18 protein-coding genes are annotated in these 21,809 nt (G+C 59.5%); 12 read left to right on the forward strand and 6 right to left on the reverse strand.

The window, feature by feature from the left end:
* Nucleotides 1–17 precede the first annotated feature (17 nt).
* Nucleotides 18–797, forward strand: a complete 780-nt coding sequence (locus J7394_RS00380) for a gamma-glutamyl-gamma-aminobutyrate hydrolase family protein (RefSeq protein WP_170678481.1) — start codon at nt 18–20, stop codon at nt 795–797.
* 50 nt (nt 798–847) lie between these two features.
* On the opposite strand, the gene J7394_RS00385 is transcribed toward J7394_RS00380, so the two are convergent.
* Both J7394_RS00385 and J7394_RS00390 read right to left on the reverse strand, forming a co-directional pair.
* Nucleotides 848–3,088 (reverse strand): molybdopterin cofactor-binding domain-containing protein, encoded by a 2,241-nt coding sequence (locus J7394_RS00385; protein ID WP_209250200.1) that lies wholly within the window; start codon nt 3,086–3,088, stop codon nt 848–850.
* A gap of 3 nt (nt 3,089–3,091) precedes the next feature.
* The gene (locus J7394_RS00390; protein WP_209250202.1) at nt 3,092–3,556 is read right to left on the reverse strand and encodes a (2Fe-2S)-binding protein; all 465 of its coding nucleotides are present in this window, start codon (nt 3,554–3,556) and stop codon (nt 3,092–3,094) included.
* A 97-nt stretch (nt 3,557–3,653) separates the two neighbouring features.
* Here J7394_RS00390 and J7394_RS00395 point away from each other — a divergent pair, with 97 nt between their 5' ends.
* On the forward strand, nt 3,654–4,232 hold the full coding sequence (locus tag J7394_RS00395; RefSeq protein ID WP_209250204.1) for a TetR/AcrR family transcriptional regulator: 579 nt from the start codon (nt 3,654–3,656) through the stop codon (nt 4,230–4,232).
* On the opposite strand, the gene kynU is transcribed toward J7394_RS00395, so the two are convergent.
* Complete coding sequence (gene kynU / locus J7394_RS00400) at nt 4,225–5,418, reverse strand: kynureninase (RefSeq protein WP_209250206.1); 1,194 nt, start codon at nt 5,416–5,418, stop codon at nt 4,225–4,227. The genes J7394_RS00395 and kynU overlap by 8 nt on opposite strands.
* Before the next feature lie 193 nt (nt 5,419–5,611).
* Between kynU and J7394_RS00405 the strand changes: the two genes are divergently transcribed.
* From J7394_RS00405 to J7394_RS00430, 6 genes are all read left to right on the forward strand, one after another.
* The gene (locus J7394_RS00405; protein ID WP_209250208.1) at nt 5,612–6,061 is read left to right on the forward strand and encodes an isoprenylcysteine carboxylmethyltransferase family protein; all 450 of its coding nucleotides are present in this window, start codon (nt 5,612–5,614) and stop codon (nt 6,059–6,061) included.
* A gap of 130 nt (nt 6,062–6,191) precedes the next feature.
* The gene (locus tag J7394_RS00410; protein ID WP_209250210.1) at nt 6,192–7,763 is read left to right on the forward strand and encodes a Re/Si-specific NAD(P)(+) transhydrogenase subunit alpha; all 1,572 of its coding nucleotides are present in this window, start codon (nt 6,192–6,194) and stop codon (nt 7,761–7,763) included.
* A 13-nt stretch (nt 7,764–7,776) separates the two neighbouring features.
* Nucleotides 7,777–9,228, forward strand: a complete 1,452-nt coding sequence (locus J7394_RS00415; RefSeq protein WP_209250212.1) for an NAD(P)(+) transhydrogenase (Re/Si-specific) subunit beta — start codon at nt 7,777–7,779, stop codon at nt 9,226–9,228.
* Nucleotides 9,229–9,387: 159 nt separating this feature from the next.
* Entirely contained in the window at nt 9,388–9,744 is a 357-nt protein-coding gene (locus J7394_RS00420) for a VOC family protein (RefSeq protein ID WP_209250214.1), read from the forward strand.
* Between the two features lie 107 nt (nt 9,745–9,851).
* Nucleotides 9,852–11,129: a DUF3422 family protein gene (locus J7394_RS00425; RefSeq protein WP_209250216.1), complete on the forward strand. Its 1,278-nt coding sequence runs from the start codon at nt 9,852–9,854 to the stop codon at nt 11,127–11,129.
* A 72-nt stretch (nt 11,130–11,201) separates the two neighbouring features.
* Nucleotides 11,202–12,338, forward strand: a complete 1,137-nt coding sequence (locus J7394_RS00430; RefSeq protein ID WP_209250218.1) for an MFS transporter — start codon at nt 11,202–11,204, stop codon at nt 12,336–12,338.
* A gap of 6 nt (nt 12,339–12,344) precedes the next feature.
* Here the strand turns inward: J7394_RS00430 and J7394_RS00435 are convergent, their stop codons facing one another.
* The 3 genes from J7394_RS00435 to J7394_RS00445 form a co-directional block, all read right to left on the reverse strand.
* Nucleotides 12,345–13,325, reverse strand: a complete 981-nt coding sequence (locus tag J7394_RS00435) for an ABC transporter permease (protein WP_170375078.1) — start codon at nt 13,323–13,325, stop codon at nt 12,345–12,347.
* Entirely contained in the window at nt 13,318–14,325 is a 1,008-nt protein-coding gene (locus tag J7394_RS00440; RefSeq protein ID WP_170375080.1) for an ABC transporter permease, read from the reverse strand. The genes J7394_RS00435 and J7394_RS00440 overlap by 8 nt, the downstream gene beginning before the upstream one ends.
* A gap of 96 nt (nt 14,326–14,421) precedes the next feature.
* Nucleotides 14,422–16,128, reverse strand: coding sequence for a peptide ABC transporter substrate-binding protein (locus J7394_RS00445; RefSeq protein WP_209250219.1), 1,707 nt, complete (start codon nt 16,126–16,128; stop codon nt 14,422–14,424).
* A gap of 286 nt (nt 16,129–16,414) precedes the next feature.
* Here J7394_RS00445 and J7394_RS00450 point away from each other — a divergent pair, with 286 nt between their 5' ends.
* The 4 genes from J7394_RS00450 to J7394_RS00465 are packed head-to-tail and all read left to right on the forward strand — an operon-like array spanning nt 16,415 to nt 21,772.
* Nucleotides 16,415–18,235, forward strand: a complete 1,821-nt coding sequence (locus tag J7394_RS00450) for an ABC transporter ATP-binding protein (protein ID WP_209250220.1) — start codon at nt 16,415–16,417, stop codon at nt 18,233–18,235.
* Between the two features lie 5 nt (nt 18,236–18,240).
* Nucleotides 18,241–19,407 carry an acetylornithine deacetylase gene (argE, locus tag J7394_RS00455; protein WP_209250221.1) on the forward strand — a complete coding sequence of 389 codons (1,167 nt, stop codon included), beginning with the start codon at nt 18,241–18,243 and terminating at the stop codon, nt 19,405–19,407.
* Nucleotides 19,408–19,424: 17 nt separating this feature from the next.
* Nucleotides 19,425–20,591, forward strand: coding sequence for a M20 aminoacylase family protein (locus J7394_RS00460; protein ID WP_209250222.1), 1,167 nt, complete (start codon nt 19,425–19,427; stop codon nt 20,589–20,591).
* Nucleotides 20,592–20,608: 17 nt separating this feature from the next.
* A complete protein-coding gene (locus J7394_RS00465) occupies nt 20,609–21,772 on the forward strand; it encodes a M20 aminoacylase family protein (RefSeq protein ID WP_209250223.1) in 1,164 nt (387 codons plus the stop codon).
* The last annotated feature ends 37 nt before the right edge of the window (nt 21,773–21,809 follow it).

Here is a 21,809-nt window from a genome sequence, read left to right on the forward strand (position 1 = left end):
TAAATTGGGAAAGCAGAATGTCTCGACCCGTCGTCGGTATCATCGGCAACTCTTACTTGATGAATGACAACTACCCGACGCATGCCGGTGGCACGATGAACTCGGATGCCGTTGCGAATGTTTCAGGGTGTTTGCCGCTGCTGATCCCGGCTGATCCGCGTTACGTCTCGGTCGAGGAATTGCTGGACGCGTGCGACGGGTTTCTTCTGACGGGCGGTCGCCCCAATGTTCACCCCGAGGAATACGGTGAGCCGCCGACTGAAGCGCATGGCGATTTCGACCGGGCGCGCGATGCGATCACCTTGCCGCTGGTGCGCGCCTGTGTTGAGCGGGGCCAGCCGTTCTTTGGAATTTGCAGAGGTTTTCAAGAAGTTAACGTTGCGATGGGCGGGACGCTCTATCCCGAGATTCGCGACCTTCCGGGGCGGCAGAACCACCGGATGCCTCCTGATGGAACGCTAGAGGAGAAGTTCGCCCTGCGCCATGTCGTGACTCTGAACGAAGGCGGCGTGTTCCACCGGCTGTTCGGTGCGCGCGAAGTGATGACCAATACGCTGCACGGTCAGGGGATCAAGGCCGTAGGCCAGAATGTCGTGATCGACGGCCACGCACCAGATGGCACGCCCGAGGCGATTTATGTCAAAGATGCGCCGGGCTTTACCCTCTCGGTCCAATGGCACCCGGAATGGGATGCTGCAAATGACCCGGTCTCGCGCCCGTTGTTTGAGGCGTTTGGCGCGGCCGTCAAAGCCTGGTCTGCAGGATCAAGCACGCGGTTCCTGCAGCAAACAGCATAAGTTTTGGCACCGGTCCGGCCGGGAGGGGATGCCGGACCGGTGCGTCGCGATCAAATCAGTAGGTCGAACTGATTGATCAGCGGCAGGGTTCGCGCGCGTTCTCCGGTCAGATCAAACAGCGCATTACCTAAGGCCGGCATTGAGGGGGGTGTACCGGGCTCACCTGCGCCGCCCATATGGCGGTTGGTCTCGAGAACGCGCACTTCGACCTGCGGAGCCGTGTGCATGCGAAGTGCGTCATAGTCGGGGAAGTTGAACTGCTCGACTTCGCCCTCGGCAAAGGTGATCTCGCCGTAGCAAGCGGCACTCAGGCCGTACATCATCCCACCGAACATCTGCGCCTTGACGTTTTCAGGGTCCAACGCGAGACCCATGTCACAGGCGATCCACGCCTTGTTGATGCGGATGGTGCCGTCTTCGTCGACAACCTCGATCACCTGCGCGACCGGAGTGCCAAAGCTGTAGGTGAAGGCGACCCCCCGACCGACGCCAGCCGGGGTTTGGCCGGTCCAGCCTGACATCTCTTTCACGGCCTCAAGGCAACCTGCTGAAGGGGCGTGTTCGGTCTTAGTCAACTCCAGCCGGAATTCCAGCGGGTCACGGCCTGCGGCATGGGCCATCTCATCCATGAAGGTTTCGTGGAAAAAGCCGTTATGGCTGTTGCCGACCGAGCGCCAGAAGCCAACGGGCACGTCGAGCTTCGCGATATGGCCGCTCATCCGGTAGTTCGGAACCGCATAGGGTTGGTTGAAGAAGCCCTCGACCAGAACCTTGTCGGGGCCTGCACCGGGCATGCCGGTATAGCGTTCAACCGCTTGCTGCGTGCAGGATTGTGCGGCAACCGCGCCGTCGATCAGCACCGCTTTGCCATCCTTCACAGCGCCGCGCAACCGAGCGATCGCGCCAGGGCGGTAGTAGTCGTGACGCATGTCTTCTTCTCGGCTCCACGTCGTTTGGACCGGAGTGCCGGGCATCGCCATGGCGACCTTGGTGGCGATCTCGCCGAAATCCAGTTCCCCACGGCGACCAAACCCACCGCCCAGATAGGTGGTGTGGATCTGCACCGCATCCGTATCCAGACGAGCGGTATTGGCCACGCGGAATTGGATCAGAGTGGGGGCCTGATTGCCGCACCACAGTTCCAGCGCGTCGCCGGTGAAAAGCGCGGTGGCGTTCATCGGCTCCATCGTGGCGTGGGCCAGATAGGGCAGGCGGTATTCGGCGGTGATTTCGGTTGCGCCCTCGGGTGTGACGCTGACGTCGCCGTCGTCGCGCATGGTCGAGTTCGGTGCATCGTCAAACGCTTCGGCGATTTTGGCGAAGATGCCGTCGGTTTCCGGCGGGTAGGGGGCATCCCCCCAATCCACGTCGATCACCTCCACCGCTTGGTTGGCAAGCCATGTGTTGTTTGCGATGACCGCAACGCCAGTGCCCAGATCGACGATCTGTTCGACCCCCGGCATGTCTTTTGCGGCGCTGTCGTCATAGCCGTTCATCGCACCGCCCAGCTTGGGGTTCATGCGCACGGCTGCAAATTTCATACCGGGCAGCCGGACATCGACGCCGAATTCAGCGGTGCCTGTGGCTTTGCCAACCATGTCCAGACGCGGTTGGTTCTGGCCCAGATACCGCCATTCGGACGGGTCACGCAGAGGCACCTCGACCGGCTCAAGACCGGCCGCATCCATCGCGAGGTCGGTATAGGCGATCTTGTCGCCATTGGGCGCGATGACACGCCCCGAGGCCGTCTGTAGTTGCGACGGGTCAACCCCCAGACGGTTGGCAGCTGCCCGTTTCAGTGTCTCGCGGGCCGACGCGCCGGCCTGCCGCATCCGCTCGAACCCGTCCTTCATCGAGGTCGAGCCACCGGTGACCTGAAGGCTCAGCGCTTTGCCGAGGACACCCAGCGCCTCACCCAGATTGTGCTGGAAGTTCGAGATGTCGTACCCTTTGTTCGGCAGCCCTTCGCCCACTAGCGCGGAGTTGTAATACGCCGCCGCAGCAGGGCCATGCAGCACGTTGATCTGGTCAAGATCGACATCCAGTTCTTCCGCGATCAAAGCAGCCCAGGTCGTCTTTACGCCCTGTCCCATTTCGGCACGCGGGGCGAACAGGGTGACGCCATTCTGGTCGATCAGAATGAATGGGTTCAGCGCGGCCTCACCCTCGCCAGGTTTCAGCGGGTTCGGGGCGGGGCGGGTGACGTAATAACCGCCAAAAGCCACACCGCCGACGATGGCGGCCGATCCGATCAGAAAGGTGCGGCGCAGAATTTTTCCAACTTTGCCCATGCCTTAAGCCTCCTGCAACTTGCCAGCGGCGTCTTGGATTGCAGCGCGGATGCGGGGGTAGGTGCCACAGCGGCACAGATTGCCCTGCATCGCGTCATCTATGTCCGCGTCCGTTGGGATGGAGTTTTCAGCGAGCAAAGCCGCCGCCTGCATGATCTGACCAGACTGGCAGTAGCCGCATTGCGCCACCTGATGATCCACCCAAGCCTGCTGGATCACGGCCATCGCCTCGGGCGAGCCGATGCCTTCGATTGTAGTTACATCGCCCCAGACATCGGACAGCGACACCTGGCACGAACGCACCGCCTCTCCGTCGATATGCACTGTGCAGGCGCCGCAGGCGGCCACGCCGCAGCCGAATTTGGTTCCGGTCAGGCCGACCTCATCCCGCAGGACCCAAAGCAGGGGGACGTCGTCCGGCAGGTCAACCTGATGTTGCTTCCCGTTGATCTTCAGCGCGGTTGCCATGGCACACCTCTCGTAGCTGTGGCTATTGCTGACATAATTGCCGGAAAGTGTCAGGGTGTCAATTGACAAATAAAACGAAAACTGTCAGATCGGTTTCATGATTGAAACGCAAGACGATCCGCGGCAACAGGCCATTCTTGCGTCGGCGCTTGAGGCGTTCGCGGCCTATGGCTTTCGCAAAACCTCGATGGACGACATCGCCAAAGGGGCGGGCATGTCGCGCCCTGCTGTGTATCTGCATTACAAGAACAAAGAGGCGATCGTGCGCAGCCTTGTGCGTGCGCATTACGCCGAGAAAACCGCAACCGTATCGCAGGCCTTGTCCAGCGATGGCAGTGTGTCCCAGCGGTTGGCGCGTGCGATTGACGGGCAGATCAAGGGGGTTGCCGCGATGCTCACCTCTCCGCACGGGCGAGAGATGCTGGATACCAGCACGTCCACCGCCTCGGACATTCTGACCGAGGGCGAGGAGGAGATGATCGCGCTTTATGCCGATTGGTTGCGCCGCGAAGACAGCGCCGGACGCGTCCGCCTGCCCAACGGCCCGGACGAGACGGCGAAGACCATCACCGCGACCCTGATGGGCGTCAAGATGACCGCAACCAGCGCTGATGAGTTCGAGAAACGCATCGCGCAATTGGCTGAATTGCTGGGTGCCGGGCTTGAGGTCAGGTAACCCGCTGGCGGATTTTGTATTCCGGCTGGTCCCACAGGCTATTGGTTATGATGTCCGCCAAAATCTCTGCGGCCTCTTCCACGTCGTTCTCATCAACATAGAGAGGCGTGAAGCCAAAGCGCATGATGTCCGGTGCGCGGAAATCTCCGATCACGCCGCGGGCAATCAGCGCCTGCATGGCGGCGTAGCCTTCGGCAAAGTGGAATGAGACCTGACTGCCGCGCAGCGCCGGATCGCGTGGGCTGGCGAGGGTCAGGCCGGGGCAGGTGGCCTCGACCTTTGCAATGAACAACTCGGTCAGTTCGATGGACTTCGCCCGGACATCGGCCATCTCGGCCATGTCCCAGACATCCATCGCCGCAGACAGCGCGGCCATTTGCAGGACCGGAGGGGTGCCGACCCGCATCCTCTCAATCCCCGAACCGGGGCGATAGTCGAGATCGAAGGCAAAGGGGGCTTCGTGCCCCAACCATCCTGAAAGCGCCGGGCGCACACGGTCGGACAGGCGTGGAGCGACGTAGATGAACGCAGGCGCGCCGGGGCCGCCATTGAGGTATTTGTAGGTACAACCGACCGCAAAATCGGCGTTGCACCCGGCCAGATCGACCGGAATTGCGCCTGCGGAATGGGCCAGATCCCAGACCGTTACCACACCGTTGGAATGGGCCAACTCGGTCAGAGCTTTCATGTCGTGCATACGACCGGTGCGATAGTCGACCTCGGTCAGCATCAGAACGGCGATGTCTTCGGTGATGTTTTCGGCGACCTCTTCCGGGGCGACGACCCGCAATTCGTATTCCGCGCCTAGCGAGCGCAGCAACCCGTCAGCCATATACAAATCGGATGGGAAATTGCCGTTGTCCGACAGCACAACCTTGCGGTTCGGGTTCAACTCCAAGGCCGATGCCACGGCCTGATAAACCTTGATCGACAGAGTGTCGCCGACCACAACGCTGCCTGCCTCGGCCCCGATCAGACGTCCGATCCGATCCCCCAAGCCCGTGGGCAATCCCATCCATCCGGCCTTGTTCCAACCGGTAATCAGCATCTGCCCCCATTCCTGCGTCGCCGTCTGGTGCAGACGCGCATCAACCGCCTTTGGCAACGGACCCAGAGAGTTGCCGTCAAGATAGAGAATGCCTTCGGGCAGTTCGAACATGGCTTTGGTTGCTTTGAAGTCGGTCATTCCGGCTGGGCCCTGTTGATTATTTTGGTTACATCCGTTGGCTATCGGATGCACTAAGCGCTGTCCACCGATGCATATCTTCGAAATAAATCGCCGCGACCTTTTGATGTTTTGATCTTAAGGTCGGAAAGCGGTAGACAAACTGTCGAAAACGACACTTTCTTTGAGAGATATCGACAGGTAATCAGCGCGAATGCAGAAAATCGACATCCCTCCGATCTGGTTGCTGGGGGCGGCTTGCCTCGTGTGGTTTCAAGCGCAACACCTGTCCTTTGGGCTGTCCCTTCAAGGGTGGTTGACTGATCTTGCCAGCGGCGTGCTCATCGGGGGCGGTATTGTTCTGGTGGTTCTGGCAGTTGTCGAATTCCGCCGCCATCAGACGACGGTAATGCCACACCAGACCCCATCCAGCATGGTGCAAAGCGGAATTTTCAAACGCAGCCGGAACCCAATCTATCTGGGAGACGTCCTTATCCTGACCGGTTTGATCCTGCGTTTCGATGCGGTGCTGTCGCTGGTTCTGGTGCCGATTTTCGTCTGGATTCTGGAGCGCCGCTTTATCGAGCCGGAAGAGGATCGCTTGCGACGCAAATTTCGCGCTGACTTCGCCCGTTATGCGCAAAAGACGCGACGCTGGATTTGAAGGTGTGCTGCCAATGACACAACGTAACGAATGCTGCAGTTGCGAAATAATCTTTCGCAATGTAGGTGGGGATTGAACGAAAGATGCAAAGAACTCGCGCGAACATATCGAAAGTAAAGGAGGCTCTCCGTTGAAGATAGGAACGCCAAAAGAAGTTTTTGACGGTGAGAACCGGGTGGCGATGACGCCGGACTCGGCGCGCCAACTGCAAAAACTGGGCTATGACTGCCTGATCGAAAAGGGTGCCGGTGCTGCGGCGGGCTTTTCTGATGCGGCTTACGAAGAGGCCGGTGTCGAGGTTATGAAAACCGCGGCGTCGCTTTGGAAAGCTGCGGATATCGTCGCCAAGGTGCGCCAGCCGAATGAGACCGAGCTGAAGCGTCTGACCAAAGGCAAGACGCTGATCTCATTCTTCAACCCGGCGGGGAACGAAGAGGGGATGAAGGTAGCCAAGTCCAAAGGCGCGAATGTAATTGCGATGGAGATGGTTCCGCGTATTTCCCGTGCGCAGAAAATGGACGCGCTGTCCTCGATGGCTAACATCGCCGGTTATCGTGCGGTAATTGAGGCGGGCAACAATTTTGGCCGTTTCTTCACCGGTCAGGTGACCGCGGCCGGAAAGGTACCGCCTGCGAAGGTGCTTATCGTGGGTGCTGGTGTTGCCGGTCTGGCGGCGATTGGTACGTCCACATCGCTGGGTGCGATCACTTATGCGTTCGACGTGCGCCCCGAAGTGGCCGAGCAGGTTGAGTCGATGGGTGCCGAGTTCGTCTATCTGGACTTTGAAGAGCAGCAGCAGGATGGCGCGGCCACCGGCGGCTATGCGTCGGTCCAGTCCGAAGAGTTCCGCAATGCGCAGCTGGCCAAGTTCCGTGAGCTGGCGCCCGAGATGGACATCGTGATCACCACCGCGCTGATCCCGAACCGCGAAGCTCCTGAGCTTTGGACCAAGGATATGGTCGAGGCGATGAAGCCGGGCTCGGTCATTGTGGACCTTGCGGCGGAAAAAGGCGGCAACTGCAAGCTGACCGTCGCGGATGAGAAGATCGTGACCGACAATGGCGTGACCATCATCGGTTATACCGACTTCCCCAGCCGAATGGCGGCGCAGGCATCGTCTCTCTACGCGACCAACATCCGTCACATGATGTCTGACCTGACGCCCGACAAGGACGGTCAGATCAATCACGACATGGAAGATGACGTGATCCGCGGTGCAACCGTGACCCATGAGGGCGAGATCACCTTCCCGCCGCCTCCGCCCAAGGTACAGGCGATTGCGGCGCAGAAGAAACCCGAGGTCAAGGAACTGACCCCGGAAGAAAAAAAGGCGCAGGAAATCGCAGCCTTCAAGGCGCAGACCAAGCAGCAGTTCACCTTGCTGGGTGTTGGTGGTGCGTTGATGCTGCTGGTGGGGCTGATCGCTCCGGCCAGCTTCATGCAGCACTTCATCGTATTTGTGTTGGCGATCTTTGTGGGCTTCCAGGTGATCTGGGGCGTCGCGCACAGCTTGCACACACCGCTTATGGCGATCACCAACGCGATCTCGTCGATCATTATCGTCGGGGCTTTGATGCAGATCGGGTCCGGGTCGTTCCTGGTTATTCTGCTGGCGGCGCTGTCCGTGTTCATGGCCGGGATCAATATCTTCGGCGGCTTCCTCGTCACCCGGCGCATGCTCGCCATGTTCCAGAAATCCTAAGGAGGTCGGGCATATGATTGGCTTCACTTCTGCCGCTTATGTTGTTGCGGCTGTCCTTTTCATCCTGTCGCTCGGCGGGTTGTCGAACCAGGAAAGCGCCAAACGTGCAGTCTGGTACGGTATCGTCGGTATGGCGCTGGCGGTCTTTGCCACGCTGGTCGGCCCGGGTTCGGGCCTGTGGCTGCTGTCCATTCTGCTGATCATCGGGGGTGGTCTGATCGGTCAATACGTGGCGCAGCGCGTCCAGATGACCGAGATGCCGCAGCTGGTGGCCGCAATGCACTCGCTGGTTGGTCTGGCGGCTGTGTTCGTCGGCTTCAACGCGCATTTCGAGATCGGAAACGTGGCTCAGGTCATGGCGATCAAAGATAGCGCGGGTCAGGCGGACCTGTCCGACCTTGGTGCATTCGCAAAGCTGATCGCCAAGAAGACCCCTGCGGAACTGGCGATCCTGCATGTTGAGCTGTTCCTGGGCATCTTCATCGGTGCGATCACCTTTACTGGCTCGGTCGTGGCCTATGGCAAACTGGCGGGCAAAGTGACGAGCGCCGCGACCAAACTGCCCGGTGGTCACATGCTGAACGCGGCGGCTGCGGGTCTCTCGCTGATCTGTCTGATCTGGTACACCAGCTCGGGCGGTCTGTTCCCGTTGATCCTGATGACGCTGGCGGCGCTGTTCATTGGTTATCACCTGATCATGGGCATCGGCGGTGCCGACATGCCGGTGGTTGTGTCGATGCTGAACTCGTATTCGGGTTGGGCGGCTGCGGCGATTGGCTTCAGCCTTGGCAACGACCTGCTGATTGTGGTCGGCGCTCTGGTCGGATCGTCGGGTGCGATCCTGTCTTATATCATGTGCAAGGCGATGAACCGTCACTTTGTCAGTGTGATCCTAGGCGGCTTCGGTGGCCCGCAGGGCGAGCAGATGGCTGTCGAAGGCGAACAGATCGCGATTGAGGCGGACGGCGTGGCCGCCGCGCTGAACGATGCGGACAGCATTGTCATCATCCCGGGTTACGGCATGGCTGTTGCTCAGGCACAGCAGTCGGTGTCCGAGTTGGTCCGCAAGCTGCGCGCCAAGGGCAAAGAGGTGCGCTTTGCGATCCACCCCGTTGCCGGACGTCTGCCGGGCCACATGAATGTTCTGCTGGCCGAGGCGAAAGTGCCATATGACATCGTGCTGGAGATGGATGAGATCAACGACGATTTCGCGGACACCGATGTGGCCATCGTCATCGGCTCGAACGACATCGTGAACCCTGCGGCGCAGGAAGATCCCAACAGTCCCATCGCCGGTATGCCGGTTCTGGAGTGCTGGAAGGCCAAGCAGGTCTTTGTCTCAAAACGCGGTCAGGGCACTGGCTATTCGGGCATCGAGAACCCGCTGTTCTTCAAAGAGAACACGCGCATGTTCTATGGCGATGCCAAGCAGTCGCTGGACAAGCTGTTGCCGATGATCGAGTGATCAAAACGCACAATTCAATTGCAAAGGGCGCCTGCGGGCGCCCTTTTCTTTCCTACTTTGAAGAGGGCTTGGCCTTCTCGCCTCCAGAGTATTGCAGCCAGATGTAGCAGGCGTGATGTGTTACTTTACGTCTGACGGGCACTATGTGGGAGCAAGGTCATGGAGAAAGTAAACGGAATCGGCGGGGTCTTTTTTCGCGCCAAGAACCCCAAGGCCCTGAGTGAATGGTATGAAAGACACCTGGGGGTAAATCACTACGATCCGGTCCCTTGGAAGCAGGCTGAGGGCTATACCGTTTTCGCACCCTTCGCGCAGGATACCGCGTATTTTGGCCGAAGCGAGCAGCAGTGGATGGTCAATTTCAGGGTTGATGATCTGGCCGCTTTGACACTTCAGTTGCAGGACGCAGGGATAACCGTCGAAACCAATCCGGATTGGGACAGCGAGGTAGGCAAATTCGCCCGTATTCACGATCCCGAGGGCAATCCCATCGAGCTATGGCAACCAAATCAATGAATTGGCTGGAATGTATACCGTCGCATTCTTGTAAGTATCTGAAATAAAATGGGAATTGATGTATTTTGGGTGTGCCGTATAGTGTGTCGGATGAATCGGAGCCCCGCATGACGCCAATCGATGACCACCCTTTACGCTATCGGCTTGCCAATGAACTGCACGCCCGACCTTTTCCGGTGGCGCAGGTTCCATGCACGGTTGCCTTTCTGGCGATCAAGAAGCCCGGCACGTCGCAAGGTGGGGACCGGCAGGACGACATTGCGCATTTGATCAATCTGCTGGATCGCCACGGCGCGCCGCACCCTCAGCCCGACGCGACCCACTATGCGGGGCAGATCGGACGCCATTGGCTCAAGTGGGAGCAACACACTGAGTTCGTAACCTTTACTGCGATCTCTCAGAACGTGAGTGAGCGGGCGTTCAACCCCGCCGATTTCGAAGTCTTCCCGCCGGATTGGATGATGGCCAGTCCCGGCCAAAGGATCACGTCGGCGTTGCTGCGGGTCGTTCCGCGTCCAGAGGATGATGTCGTCCGGAACCTGCTACCGGATTGGTTCGAACCCGAAAGCCTTGCTGTGTCCCGCGTTTTGGACGATGCCGCGATCTGCGCCAGCGATTTTCGTATCGACCCGGCAGGGCATATGCGGTTCGCGCTGTTCGTTTCGGATGGAACCGGAGAGCGCCGGGTTGGACGGATCATCCAGCGTCTATGCGAGATCGAGACCTACAAGGCCATGTCCATGCTGGGGTTTGCACGGGTCAAATCGCTGACCCCGCGCATCGGCGAATTGGATCAGAAGCTGACCGCGCTGATGGGCGAGATGACCGATGGCGGCAAACATCCCGATGATATGCTACCGCAACTGCTGAAAACCTCGACCGAGTTGGAGACGATCTCGGCACGCTGTTCCTTTCGGTTTGGGGCCACGGGCGCCTATGAGGCCATCGTTAACCAGCGCGTCAAAGTCTTGCGGGAAGAGCGGTTCATGGGGGGGCAGAGCTTTGCCGATTTCATGATGCGCCGCTATGACCCTGCGATGCGGACTGTTAAGTCGACTGAATTGCGCCTACAGGCCCTGTCAGACCGGGCCATCCGCGCCGGAGATCTGCTGCGAACACGTGTGGACGTGGAACGCAGCGCGCAGAATCAGGCCTTGCTGGAGAGCATGGACCGCCGCGCCGATCAGGCCCTGCGCCTGCAGCACACTGTCGAGGGGCTGTCGGTGGTTGCCATCAGCTACTATGCCGTCTCGCTGGTTAGCTATCTGCTGTATCCTCTGACGTCGACGGGGATCAGTAAGGGAATGTTGACGGCTTTGGTCACGGTTCCGGTCATTCTGGCCGTTTGGGTGGGCGTCCGCAGAATTCGGCGTCGGCTGGAGTGAGCGGCGCTTGCCTCTGTTTGGTAGCTTTGTACTAGTAGCCGGCGAAGCGCATCAAACAAGCGGAGCTTTAGTATGATCAGTGTCGCTGCTGCATGGCGCGCCGTCACCGCGATGTTCGCGCTGAACGGTGCCCTGTTCGGTATCTGGGCCTCCCGCATTCCGGCGGTGCGCGATCACCTGACCCTCAGCCATGAAGAGCTTGGCTATGGCCTGCTATTCATGGCAGCGGGTGCTGTCTGTTCCTTTCCGGTGACCGGGCGATTGACCGACCGGTTCGGGGCCGTGTCGATCACGCGGATCATCGCGGTTCTGTACACCTTTTCGCTGGTTTTGCTGGCGCTGGCCGACAGCTTCACCCTGCTTGCGGCCTTCCTGTTTCTGTTCGGTGCCTTTCATGGCTCGATGGATGTGGCGATGAACGCATGGGCCGCCGAGGTCGAGCAGGCTTACGACAAACCGCTCATGTCCTCGTTTCATGCGATGTGGAGCCTGGGTGCCGGCCTCGGGGCGATAAGTGGATTTGCAGCGGTTCAGTGGGATGCGACCGTTCTGCAGCATTTCCTGGTTGCGGGAGGCGTTGTGGTGGCACTGGCCTTGGCGATGTCCTGGGTGCAGTGGACGTCCCGCCGCGCGGAGCAGTCTCAAGGCGCCGTGTTTGCATTCCCGTCCGGGGTGTTGATCCTCGTTGGCTTCACGGCGCTATGCGGTGCGTTAGGAGAAGGTGCCGTCGCAGATTGGAGCGCGCTATTCCTGCGCGACGTCACTGGGGCCGCCGAGAGCGTGGCAGCCTTGGGCTATGCGGTTTTTTCGGTCGCGATGGTGGTGTGTCGTTTGGCTGGCGGCTTCCTCATCGCGCGCGTCGGCCCGGTCGCAGCAGCGAGGGGCGGCGGTGTCTTTGCTGCGATAGGGGTGTTCTGCGTGGTGTCCGCTGGTGCTGCGCCATTGGCATTGGTCGGGTTCACGCTGATGGGGGTCGGTTATGCGGTGATCATGCCCTTGGCGTTCAGCCGCGCAGCCAACGATCCAAACACCCCACCGGGGCAGGCCATCGCCAGTGTCGCAACGCTCGGATATGGGGGGCTATTGATCGGACCGCCGCTGATTGGGTTTCTGGCCGAATTGCTGTCGCTACGGATGGCGTTTGGTGTCTTGCTGCCGCTGGCGGTGCTGATCGTGGTCTGTGCCGGCGCGCTAAAGCGCGCCGACTGAGGTTTATTACCGGCCGCGAATGCGCGGATCCAGCGCATCACGCAAGCCATCGCCCAGATAGTTCACGCTGAGAACAGTCAGCGAGATCGCTAGGCCGGGCCAGAACACACGCTCGGGGTATTGCTGCAAATAGTCGACACCATCAAACAGCAGGCGGCCCCAGGTCGGGAAGTCCGGCGGGAAGCCGAGCCCGAGGAAGGACAGCGCACTTTCGGTGATGATCGCCGTCGCAATCCCCAGCGTTGCCGACACCATGATCGGAGACAGTACGTTCGGCAGGATGTGCCGCGTGATGATCTGCCGGTTGCTGGTGCCGATGGAGCGTGCAGCCAGAACGAACTCACGCTCTTTGATGGCCAGCACGTCGCCGCGTACGATCCTCGCCGTGGGCATCCATGAGGTGATGCCAATGGCGCAGACAATCAGGATGAAAATCCCACGCTCCAGCCCGAATGCGGCGGACAGAGGCTCGCGGAACAGCAGCATCATGACCAGCAGCAGCGGTAGCAGGGGGAGTGCGAGGAACAGGTCGGTCAGTCGCATCAACGGCCCGTCGAGGCGTTTGAAGAAGCCTGCGATCACACCAATGAACGATCCCAGAAACAGCGCCAGCAACATAGCGGTGATGCCAACCGAGACCGAGGTCTGACCACCCGACATCATCCGCGCCAGAATATCCCGGCCCAGCTGATCGGTGCCGAACGGATGCGCCCAGCTGGGGCCCTGATTGCGCGACCGGATGTCGATCTGGGTTGGATCGATGCTCCAGAGGTAGGGCCCCAGATACACACCGGCGACGATGAAGATGAACAGGATCGCTCCGATCATCGCGCCTTTGTGCGTTTTGAACTGATCCCACACATCGCGCCACTGGCTGCGGGGCGGGGTGGCCAGGTCGTCCATCACGCCTGCAGTTGGCAGCGCGGTTGAGGCGGGGGCCAGTCCTTCGTCGGGGACCAGCGTGTCTGATTTGTCTGTATCAGTCATAGCGAATCCTCGGGTCCAGAATGCCGTACAGAACGTCAGCGATCAGGTTGAACAGAACGATCAACACGGCAAAGATGAAGGTCAGCGTCTGCACCATCGGCAGGTCGTTGGCTTGAATCGCGCCGATCAGCAACTGGCCGATACCGTTCACCTTGAAAACCTGCTCGGTGATGATTGCGCCGCCGAAGATGGCCGGAATACCCAGCGCAATAACGGTAACCACCGGGATCATCGAGTTGCGTAGGACATGGACCATCACAACCGTGTATTCGCTCAGCCCTTTGGCGCGGGCGGTACGAACGTAATCTTGGTTGAGGTTGTCCAGCATTGAAGCGCGCATGAAGCGGCTCAACTGCGCCGTGATCTGCAGCGCCAGCACCATGACCGGCATGATCATCTGTTTCAGCTGTACGACGAAGCTATCCCAGCTATTCACCACGTGAGTCGTGTCATAGATCGATGGGAACCAGCCCAGCTGGACCGAGAAGATCACGATCACCAGCACGCCCGAGAAGAAGGGCGGGACTGAGAAGCCGACCATCGACACGAAGGTACCCATCTGGTCGAACCAGGAATACTGGCGGTATGCGGAATAGATGCCGATGGGCAGCGCGATCAGGATGGCGACCACATAGGCGGTGCCAACCACCCACAGGGTCTGCGGGATACGCTGAACGACGATGTCCATAACGGGCGAGCGGGTCTGCCACGAAATCACACGCAGGTCACCTTCGGAGAAAGTGGTGCCAAACATATGGTCGATCAGAACCTGCGGCTCGATCCAGAAGAACTGCACGATCCATTTCCAGAACCGGATATGCATCGGCTGGCCAAGGCCAAGCGCCTCGCGCATCTTCTCTTTGACTTCGGGGGGGACGGTGAGGGGAACCTGTGCCATCGGGTCGCCTGGGGCAAGCTCGAGCAGCAGGAAGATGACGAGGCTGATGAACAGCAGCGTGGGTACGGCCAGCACCAGTCGTCTGATGGTAAAGTTGAGCATTCAAAGGCGCCTTTGTTGATGCGTCTTTTTGTTGGAGTGGTCTGCAAATGACCGCGCCCCGATAAAGATCGGGGCGCGATATTGCAAGACTAACGCTTAGGAACCGGTTTTGCGGTACCAGTCCGCAATGTTCCACAGCTCGCTGTCCCAAACGTTCAGGACAACACCACCCAGGGTGTTTGCATGCGCCGACAGACGGCCACGGTGCACCAGCGGGATCATGCCGCCATTTTGAACCATGATGTCGTTCAGCTGCTTGGCGATCTCCGCACGAGCCTCCAGACCTGCAGTTTCCGCCAGTTTGGCGTGCAAGGCGTCAAACTCTTCGTTGCAGAAGCGGCTGATGTTCTCACCCTGCCACTGCGACTCAGGCTTCGGTGCCTTGTCGCACAGACCGTTGCCCAGATAGGACTGCGGGTCGGTGCCGTTGAAGGTGTTGGCGTACATCTCAACGTCTGCATAGAACTTCTGGAAGGTGTCAGGCGAACCCGGGTCACCACCGAAGAAGACCGATGCGTTGATATTGCGCAGTTCGGATTCGATGCCGATCTGGCTCCACCATTCCTTGATCAGCGCCTGGAAGTCCTGACGCACAGCGTTGGTCGAGGTCTGGTAGACGATTTTCAGCGGCACACCGTCTTTTTCACGAATGCCGTCGCCATCGGTATCAACGATGCCTGCGTCGTCGAGCAGTTTCTTGGCACCTTCGATATCCTGCGTGTCACAGCTCATCGAAGTCGAGTTGAACGCAGCCGGGGCCGGAACCCAGTTACAGGTCACTTTGCCAGCCTGACCGTAGCCGATCTCAACCAGCAGCGGGCGGTCGATGGCCATGGACATGGCTTTGTAAACGGCGGGATCCTGCAGGAATGGGTGCGGATGCGCCGCCGTCGAGCGCTCACCTTCCGGCAGGTCGGGCGACGGGTTGGTCTGGTTCAGCATGATACGCTCGACCAGCGGGCCAAAGCCTGCGACCGGAGTACCTTTGCCACCTTCCTGCATCTGCGCGATGACTTCAGGGGCCAACTGCAGGTTCCAGGCATAGTCAAACTCGCCGGTTTCCATAACCGCACGGCCAGCAGCAGTTGCGTCGCCGCCACCTTTGAAGGTTACGCTGGCAAATGCCGGCTTGGCCGGGTCACGATAGTTTTCGTTGGCGGCAAATGTGATCACGTCGTTCGGCTTGAACTCGGTGACGACAAACGGGCCGGTGCCGATCGGGTTGAAGTTCTGGTCGGTGCATTCAGGGGCTTTTGCGCCCATGCAGTCAGCGAACTGAGCGGCCTGAATGATCGGGCTTTCACCACCCACAAACGGTCCGTAGGGGAAGGGGGTCGGAGCGTCGAACGTTACCTTAACGGTTAGGTCATCGACAGCTTCGACATCGGTGACGCCTTCAAACTTGGTCACCTGTGCACAACCGCCTTCGGGGTCCATGCAGTAGTTTGCGGTAAACACCACGTCGGCCGAGGTGAACGGTGTACCGTCCGACCATGTCAGGCCCGGCGCAATCTTCCAGGTAATGGTGGTCAGGTCTTCGCTGACGCCGCCATTTTCAACGGTCGGGATTTCAGCGGCCAGATACGGCACCATGTTCCCGTCTTGGTCGTAGCGTGCAAGTGGTTCGATAACCAGCGAGGCTGCCTCAACATCTTTTGTGCCACCCGACAGAAACGGGTTCATAATTGACGGAGCCTGCCAATAAATGATGCTGACATTGCCGTCCGATCCGCGCTCAGCAAAGGCCGCAGGGGCCATCGCCGTGCTTGCAATCGCACCAAGCAAAAGGGTTTTGATCTTCATAAGTCACTCCCGAATTGGACACTTGCGTGTCTCGATTATCTCCGCAATGCCTGCGGATTTGGCGTTGCCGACTTGTGGCTAAGACTTTGATAAAAATATCAATTGCATTTCGCGCAACGCGATTTTTGCCTTCGCTGATTGTCGGTTACGCCGGTATCGAAACAGAACTTGGGAAAATTGCAAGCCTTGCCGTCACGAAATCGTGCATTGCGTTTGACTTTTCCTGGCTCACCGCCTTAGCGTTCGGCATCCATAAAAACAAAACGACCCAAAAGGGAGCGCGCGCGTGCTGGATCAACCAATTGCCCAGATCAAAAAACTGAGGGTGGAGTTTCAGACGAAAGACGGCCCGGTCGTGGGCGTTGAGGATGTCTCGTTCGAGGTAAACCCGGGCGAAACGGTTTGTATTGTTGGCGAATCGGGCTCGGGCAAATCGGTTTCGTCGCTGTCTCTGATGCGTCTTGTCGAGTTCGGCGGAGGCGAAATCGCCGGTGGCGAGCTGCTGTTTGATCGCCGCGACGGGGCCGAGATTGACCTGGCCGATGCCGATCAGGATCTGATGAAACAGATTCGCGGCAATGAGATCGGGATGATCTTTCAGGAGCCAATGACCGCCCTGAACCCGGTTTTCACCGTTGGTCGGCAACTGACCGAAGGGCTGCGCATTCACAAGGACATGTCCAAGACGCAGGCCGAAGAGCGCGCTTTGGAGCTGCTGCGGCAGGTGCGAATCCCCGAACCCGAGCGCCGTCTCAAGCAATACCCGCACGAGTTGTCAGGGGGGATGCGACAGCGCGTGGTGATCGCCATGGCTATGGCGTGCGAGCCGCGTCTGTTGATCGCGGACGAGCCGACGACAGCATTGGATGTGACCATTCAGGCTGAGATTCTGGCCCTGATGGACCGTTTGAAACGCGAAACGGGTACTGCGGTGATGTTCATCACCCATGACATGGCTGTGGTGGCACAGATGGCCGACCGCGTTGTGGTCATGTTCCGCGGCAATAAGGTCGAAGAAGGCCCGGTCACTGAAATTTTCGAGAACCCGCAGCATGATTACACCAAGGCGCTGCTGGCCGCGGTGCCGAAACTGGGTGAGATGCAGGGAAAGGCCGCGCCGGAACCGATGAAGCTATTGGGTGTTGAAGGGCAAAATATCGCTCCGATTCCCGGCACGGAAGAAACACTACTGACGGTCAAGAACCTGACCACGCGCTTCCCGGTCAAAGGCGGCTTGCTGCGCCGGACGATCTCGAATGTTCATGCTGTTGAGGATGTCTCGTTCACGCTGAACAAAGGGCAGACGCTCAGCCTCGTGGGCGAATCGGGGTGCGGCAAGTCCTCGGCCGGGCGCTCGATCCTTAGATTGGTCGAGCCGATGGCGGGTGAGGTCAATCTGGACGGCGTCGATATCATGAAGCTGGACCAATCCGGTCTGCGCAAAGCGCGGCTGGATATGCAGATGATCTTTCAGGACCCGTTCGCTTCGCTAAATCCGCAGATGCAGTTGATCGACCAAGTGGCCGAACCGATGCGCAACTATGGCGTGGCCTCGGGGTCGGAACTGCAAGATCGCGTTGCGCAGCTGTTCGACAAGGTGCAACTGCCGCGCAGCTTCATGCGCCGTTTCCCACATGAGATGTCCGGCGGTCAGCGCCAGCGTATCGCAATCGCCCGCGCCTTGGCCTTGAACCCGAAACTGATCATCGCGGATGAGGCCGTCTCGGCGCTGGACGTGTCGGTGCAGGCGCAGGTTCTGAACCTAATGATGGAGCTGCAATCCGAACTGAGCCTGTCTTACCTGTTCATCAGTCACGATATGGCCGTTGTGGAGCGGGTCAGCCACCATGTGGGCGTGATGTATCTGGGCCGGATTGTCGAACTTGGACCGCGCGCGCGGGTGTTCGAGAACCCGCAGCACCCGTATACGCAGGCGCTGATGAAGGCCGTTCCAATCGCGGACCCGAACAAGCGGAAATCGGAAAAAGATTTGAATTTCAAGCCGATACCGTCGCCCATTCATCCAATTGGATACGCGCCAGAACCGTCTAACTACAAAGAGGTTGAGCCGGGCCATTTCATCCTGACTACGGATAGCGGGTACTAACACATATGCCACAGCGTCTGACGCCGCTTGAGATCATGACCAAGTTGATCTCATTCCCGACTGTAAGCCGTGACACAAACTTGCCGTTGGTGGACTGGGTCGAAGGTTACCTGAACGAACACGGTATCGAGGCCCATCGCTGGCCGGACCCGGATCAGCCGCACAAGGCGGCGATCTTTGCTCATGTCGGCCCGTGGGAAGAGGGGGGCGTTGTCCTCTCGGGTCACACCGATGTCGTTCCGGTTGACGGTCAGCCTTGGGACACGGATCCGTTCAATGTCACTGAGAAGGACGGCAAGTATTACGGACGCGGCACCTGCGACATGAAGGGTTTTGACGCGCTCGCGATCTGGGCACTGGTCGAGGCGCGCGATGCAGGCCTCAAGCGCCCCTTGCAACTGGCGCTGAGCTTCGATGAAGAGGTTGGATGCACGGGCGCTCCGCCAATGATCGAGGCGATGAACAAAGTGCTGCCAAAAGGCTCGGCCGTAATCGTGGGCGAGCCTTCGACAATGCAGGCCGTCACCGGCCACAAGGGCGGTTTCGGCTATGACACGCATATGGTCGGGTTCGAGGTTCATAGCTCGATCATGCACACAGGCGTGAATGCCATCATGGAGGCCGCGCCGCTGATCAATTGGGCGAATGAACAGAACACCCGCAATCAGGCGGCCACGCCCAGCGGAACCGCTGCGGTGTTCGATCCGCCTTGGACTACTGTCCATGTAGGCATGATCGAAGGCGGCACTGCGCATAACATCACGGCCAAGGATTGCCACTTCATGCTGGATTTCCGCACCGTTCCGGATGAAAGCAAAGCCGCATGGCGCGATGCCTATTTCGAACAGGTGCGCGCGGTCGAGGCGCGGATGCAGGCCGTCCACCCCGAAGCGCGGATCGAAATCTCCGAGAATTTCTCGATCCCCGGTTTGGTTCCCGAAAAGGATGGTGAGGCCGAAGCTCTGGTACGCGCCCTGACCGGCGACAATGCTAGCCACGTGGTCAGCTATGGCACCGAGGCGGGGCAGTTTCAGGAAGCAGGTTATTCCGCAGTCATTTGCGGCCCCGGTAACATTGCGCAGGCACATCAACCGAACGAGTTCATCTCGGTCGCGCAGTTCGAAGCGGGCCATGCATTCATGCAGCGGCTGGTCGAGAAACTGTCTACCTGATCCCGAGGAGGTCCAAAATGCCGGTGAAAAACAGACTTGCCGAAATGCAGGCAGAGATCACAAAGTGGCGCCGCCATCTGCATGCGCATCCTGAGCTGATGTATGACGTTCACGAGACCGCCGGTTTTGTTGTGGAGCGTTTGAAGGCCTTCGGTGTCGATGAAATCACCGAGGGTGTCGGCAAGACAGGCGTTGTGGCCGTAATCAAGGGCCGCTCGGATACCAAGGGTCGGGTGATTGGATTGCGGGCAGATATGGACGCCCTGCCGATCGAAGAGGCGACGGGGCTGGACTATGCCTCGACCGTTCCGGGTAAGATGCATGCTTGTGGGCATGACGGGCATACCTCGATGCTGCTTGGGGCTGCGCAGTATCTGGCCGAGACGCGGAATTTCGATGGCACCGCCGTGCTGATCTTTCAACCGGCCGAGGAGGGCGGCGCCGGAGGTCTCGCCATGTGTCAGGACGGGTTGATGGAGCGCTGGGGCATTCAGGAAGTCTACGGCATGCACAACATGCCCGGCCTGCCGGTTGGTGAATTTGCGATCCGGCCCGGAGCCCTGCTAGCCTCGTCGGATGAGTTCGAGATTACCGTCACCGGCAAGGGTGGCCACGCGGCAGCCCCGCATGAGGCCGTGGATACAACGCTTGTAGCCTCGCATATTGTTGTGTCCTTGCAATCCGTTGTGGCCCGCACCGTCGATCCGATCAAACGGGTTGTTCTGACCGTGGGTACGTTCGAGACGGACAGCGTGGCCTCAAACGTGATTGCGCATACGGTCCGTCTGAAAGGAACAGTTCGAACGCTTGACCCCGAGTACCGCGCGATCGCGGAACAGCGTGTTCGCCGGATTGCCGAAGATACGGCCTCGGCCTTTGACGCGTCCGCGAAGGTAGAATGGACGCCGGGCTATCCGGTGACGGTAAACTCAGAAGCCGAGACCAGCTATGCCGCGGAGGCCGCCGCAGCCGTGGCCGGAAAGGTGAACGATGGCACCGATCCGATCATGCCGTCGGAAGATTTCGCCTACATGCTTGAAGAACGGCCCGGAGCCTACATCTTTCTAGGGAACGGAGACACCGCCATGTGTCACCACCCGGAATACAATTTCGATGATGACGCCATACCTGCCGGCTGCAGCTGGTTCGCTGAGATGGTCGAACGCCGGATGCCGGCCGAATGATTTAGGAGAGACAAGATATGCCAGTCAAAAACCGCTTTGCGGAACTGCAGGACGAGATCACAACTTGGCGACGCGACCTGCACGAGAACCCCGAAATCCTGTTTGAAACCCACCGCACCAGCGCTCTGGTGGCCGAAAAGCTGAAAGAGTTCGGCTGCGATGAGGTCGTCACCGGTATTGGCCGCACAGGCGTTGTCGGTGTGATCAAGGGCAAGTCGGACAGCAAAGGCAAGGTGATCGGTCTGCGTGCGGACATGGACGCTCTGCCGATCCTTGAGGCGACGGGGCTGGACTATGCCTCGAAAACGCCGGGCGCGATGCACGCTTGCGGCCATGATGGTCATACCGCGATGCTGCTTGGGGCGGCAAAGTACCTGTCGGAAACCCGCAATTTCGACGGCACGGTCGTAGTGATCTTCCAGCCCGCCGAAGAAGGTGGCGGCGGCGGTCGCGAAATGTGTGAAGACGGCATGATGGACCGCTGGAATATTCAGGAGGTCTACGGGATGCACAACTGGCCGGGTAAACCGGTCGGGAGTTTCTCGATCCGTCCGGGGTCGTTCTTTGCGGCGACCGACCAGTTTGACATCACGTTTGAGGGGCGCGGCGGTCATGCCGCCAAACCGCAGGAGACGGTCGATACCACCGTGATGACGGCGCAGGCGGTGCTGGCGCTGCAAACGATAGCGTCCCGCAATGCGGACCCGGTTGATCAGGTGGTTGTGTCGGTTACCTCGTTCGAGACCTCGTCGAAGGCCTTCAACGTGATCCCGCAATCAGTTCAGATCAAAGGCACCGTGCGCACCATGAGCAAGGACATGCGTGATCTGGCCGAGAAGCGGATCAACGAGATCTGCAGCGGCGTAGCGGCGACCTTTGGCGGCACTGCTGACGTGACCTACATTCGAGGCTATCCGGTGATGGTGAACAGCGACGAGCAGACCGAGTTTGCGGCCGACGTCGCGCGATCGGTGTCGGGTGGTTGCGAAGAGGCCCCTCTGGTCATGGGCGGAGAGGATTTTGCCTTTATGTTGGAGGAACGTCCTGGGGCCTATATACTGGTGGGCAATGGCGACACGGCCATGGTCCATCACCCCGAGTACAATTTCAACGATGAGGCCATTCCAGCCGGGTGCAGCTGGTGGGCCGAGATTGTCGAACAGCGGATGCCTGCGGCCTGATGGAGAGGGTGGGGGCTCTGCCCCCACACCCCCGGGA

The sequence above is a fragment of the Ruegeria sp. R13_0 genome, from assembly GCF_017743995.1.
Taxonomy (GTDB): domain Bacteria; phylum Pseudomonadota; class Alphaproteobacteria; order Rhodobacterales; family Rhodobacteraceae; genus Ruegeria.

What these genes read in the sequence shown, in the direction of transcription:
- J7394_RS00405 (WP_209250208.1), top strand. Translation starts at nt 5,612, where the DNA reads ATGCAGAAAATCGACATCCCTCCGATCTGGTTGCTGGGGGCGGCTTGC.
- J7394_RS00380 (WP_170678481.1), top strand. Translation starts at nt 18, where the DNA reads ATGTCTCGACCCGTCGTCGGTATCATCGGCAACTCTTACTTGATGAAT.
- J7394_RS00465 (WP_209250223.1), top strand. Translation starts at nt 20,609, where the DNA reads ATGCCAGTCAAAAACCGCTTTGCGGAACTGCAGGACGAGATCACAACT.
- J7394_RS00445 (WP_209250219.1), bottom strand. Translation starts at nt 16,128, where the DNA reads ATGAAGATCAAAACCCTTTTGCTTGGTGCGATTGCAAGCACGGCGATG.
- J7394_RS00385 (WP_209250200.1), bottom strand. Translation starts at nt 3,088, where the DNA reads ATGGGCAAAGTTGGAAAAATTCTGCGCCGCACCTTTCTGATCGGATCG.
- J7394_RS00395 (WP_209250204.1), top strand. Translation starts at nt 3,654, where the DNA reads ATGATTGAAACGCAAGACGATCCGCGGCAACAGGCCATTCTTGCGTCG.
- J7394_RS00390 (WP_209250202.1), bottom strand. Translation starts at nt 3,556, where the DNA reads ATGGCAACCGCGCTGAAGATCAACGGGAAGCAACATCAGGTTGACCTG.
- J7394_RS00415 (WP_209250212.1), top strand. Translation starts at nt 7,777, where the DNA reads ATGATTGGCTTCACTTCTGCCGCTTATGTTGTTGCGGCTGTCCTTTTC.
- J7394_RS00430 (WP_209250218.1), top strand. Translation starts at nt 11,202, where the DNA reads ATGATCAGTGTCGCTGCTGCATGGCGCGCCGTCACCGCGATGTTCGCG.
- J7394_RS00420 (WP_209250214.1), top strand. Translation starts at nt 9,388, where the DNA reads ATGGAGAAAGTAAACGGAATCGGCGGGGTCTTTTTTCGCGCCAAGAAC.
- J7394_RS00425 (WP_209250216.1), top strand. Translation starts at nt 9,852, where the DNA reads ATGACGCCAATCGATGACCACCCTTTACGCTATCGGCTTGCCAATGAA.
- kynU (WP_209250206.1), bottom strand. Translation starts at nt 5,418, where the DNA reads ATGACCGACTTCAAAGCAACCAAAGCCATGTTCGAACTGCCCGAAGGC.
- argE (WP_209250221.1), top strand. Translation starts at nt 18,241, where the DNA reads ATGCCACAGCGTCTGACGCCGCTTGAGATCATGACCAAGTTGATCTCA.
- J7394_RS00460 (WP_209250222.1), top strand. Translation starts at nt 19,425, where the DNA reads ATGCCGGTGAAAAACAGACTTGCCGAAATGCAGGCAGAGATCACAAAG.
- J7394_RS00440 (WP_170375080.1), bottom strand. Translation starts at nt 14,325, where the DNA reads ATGCTCAACTTTACCATCAGACGACTGGTGCTGGCCGTACCCACGCTG.
- J7394_RS00435 (WP_170375078.1), bottom strand. Translation starts at nt 13,325, where the DNA reads ATGACTGATACAGACAAATCAGACACGCTGGTCCCCGACGAAGGACTG.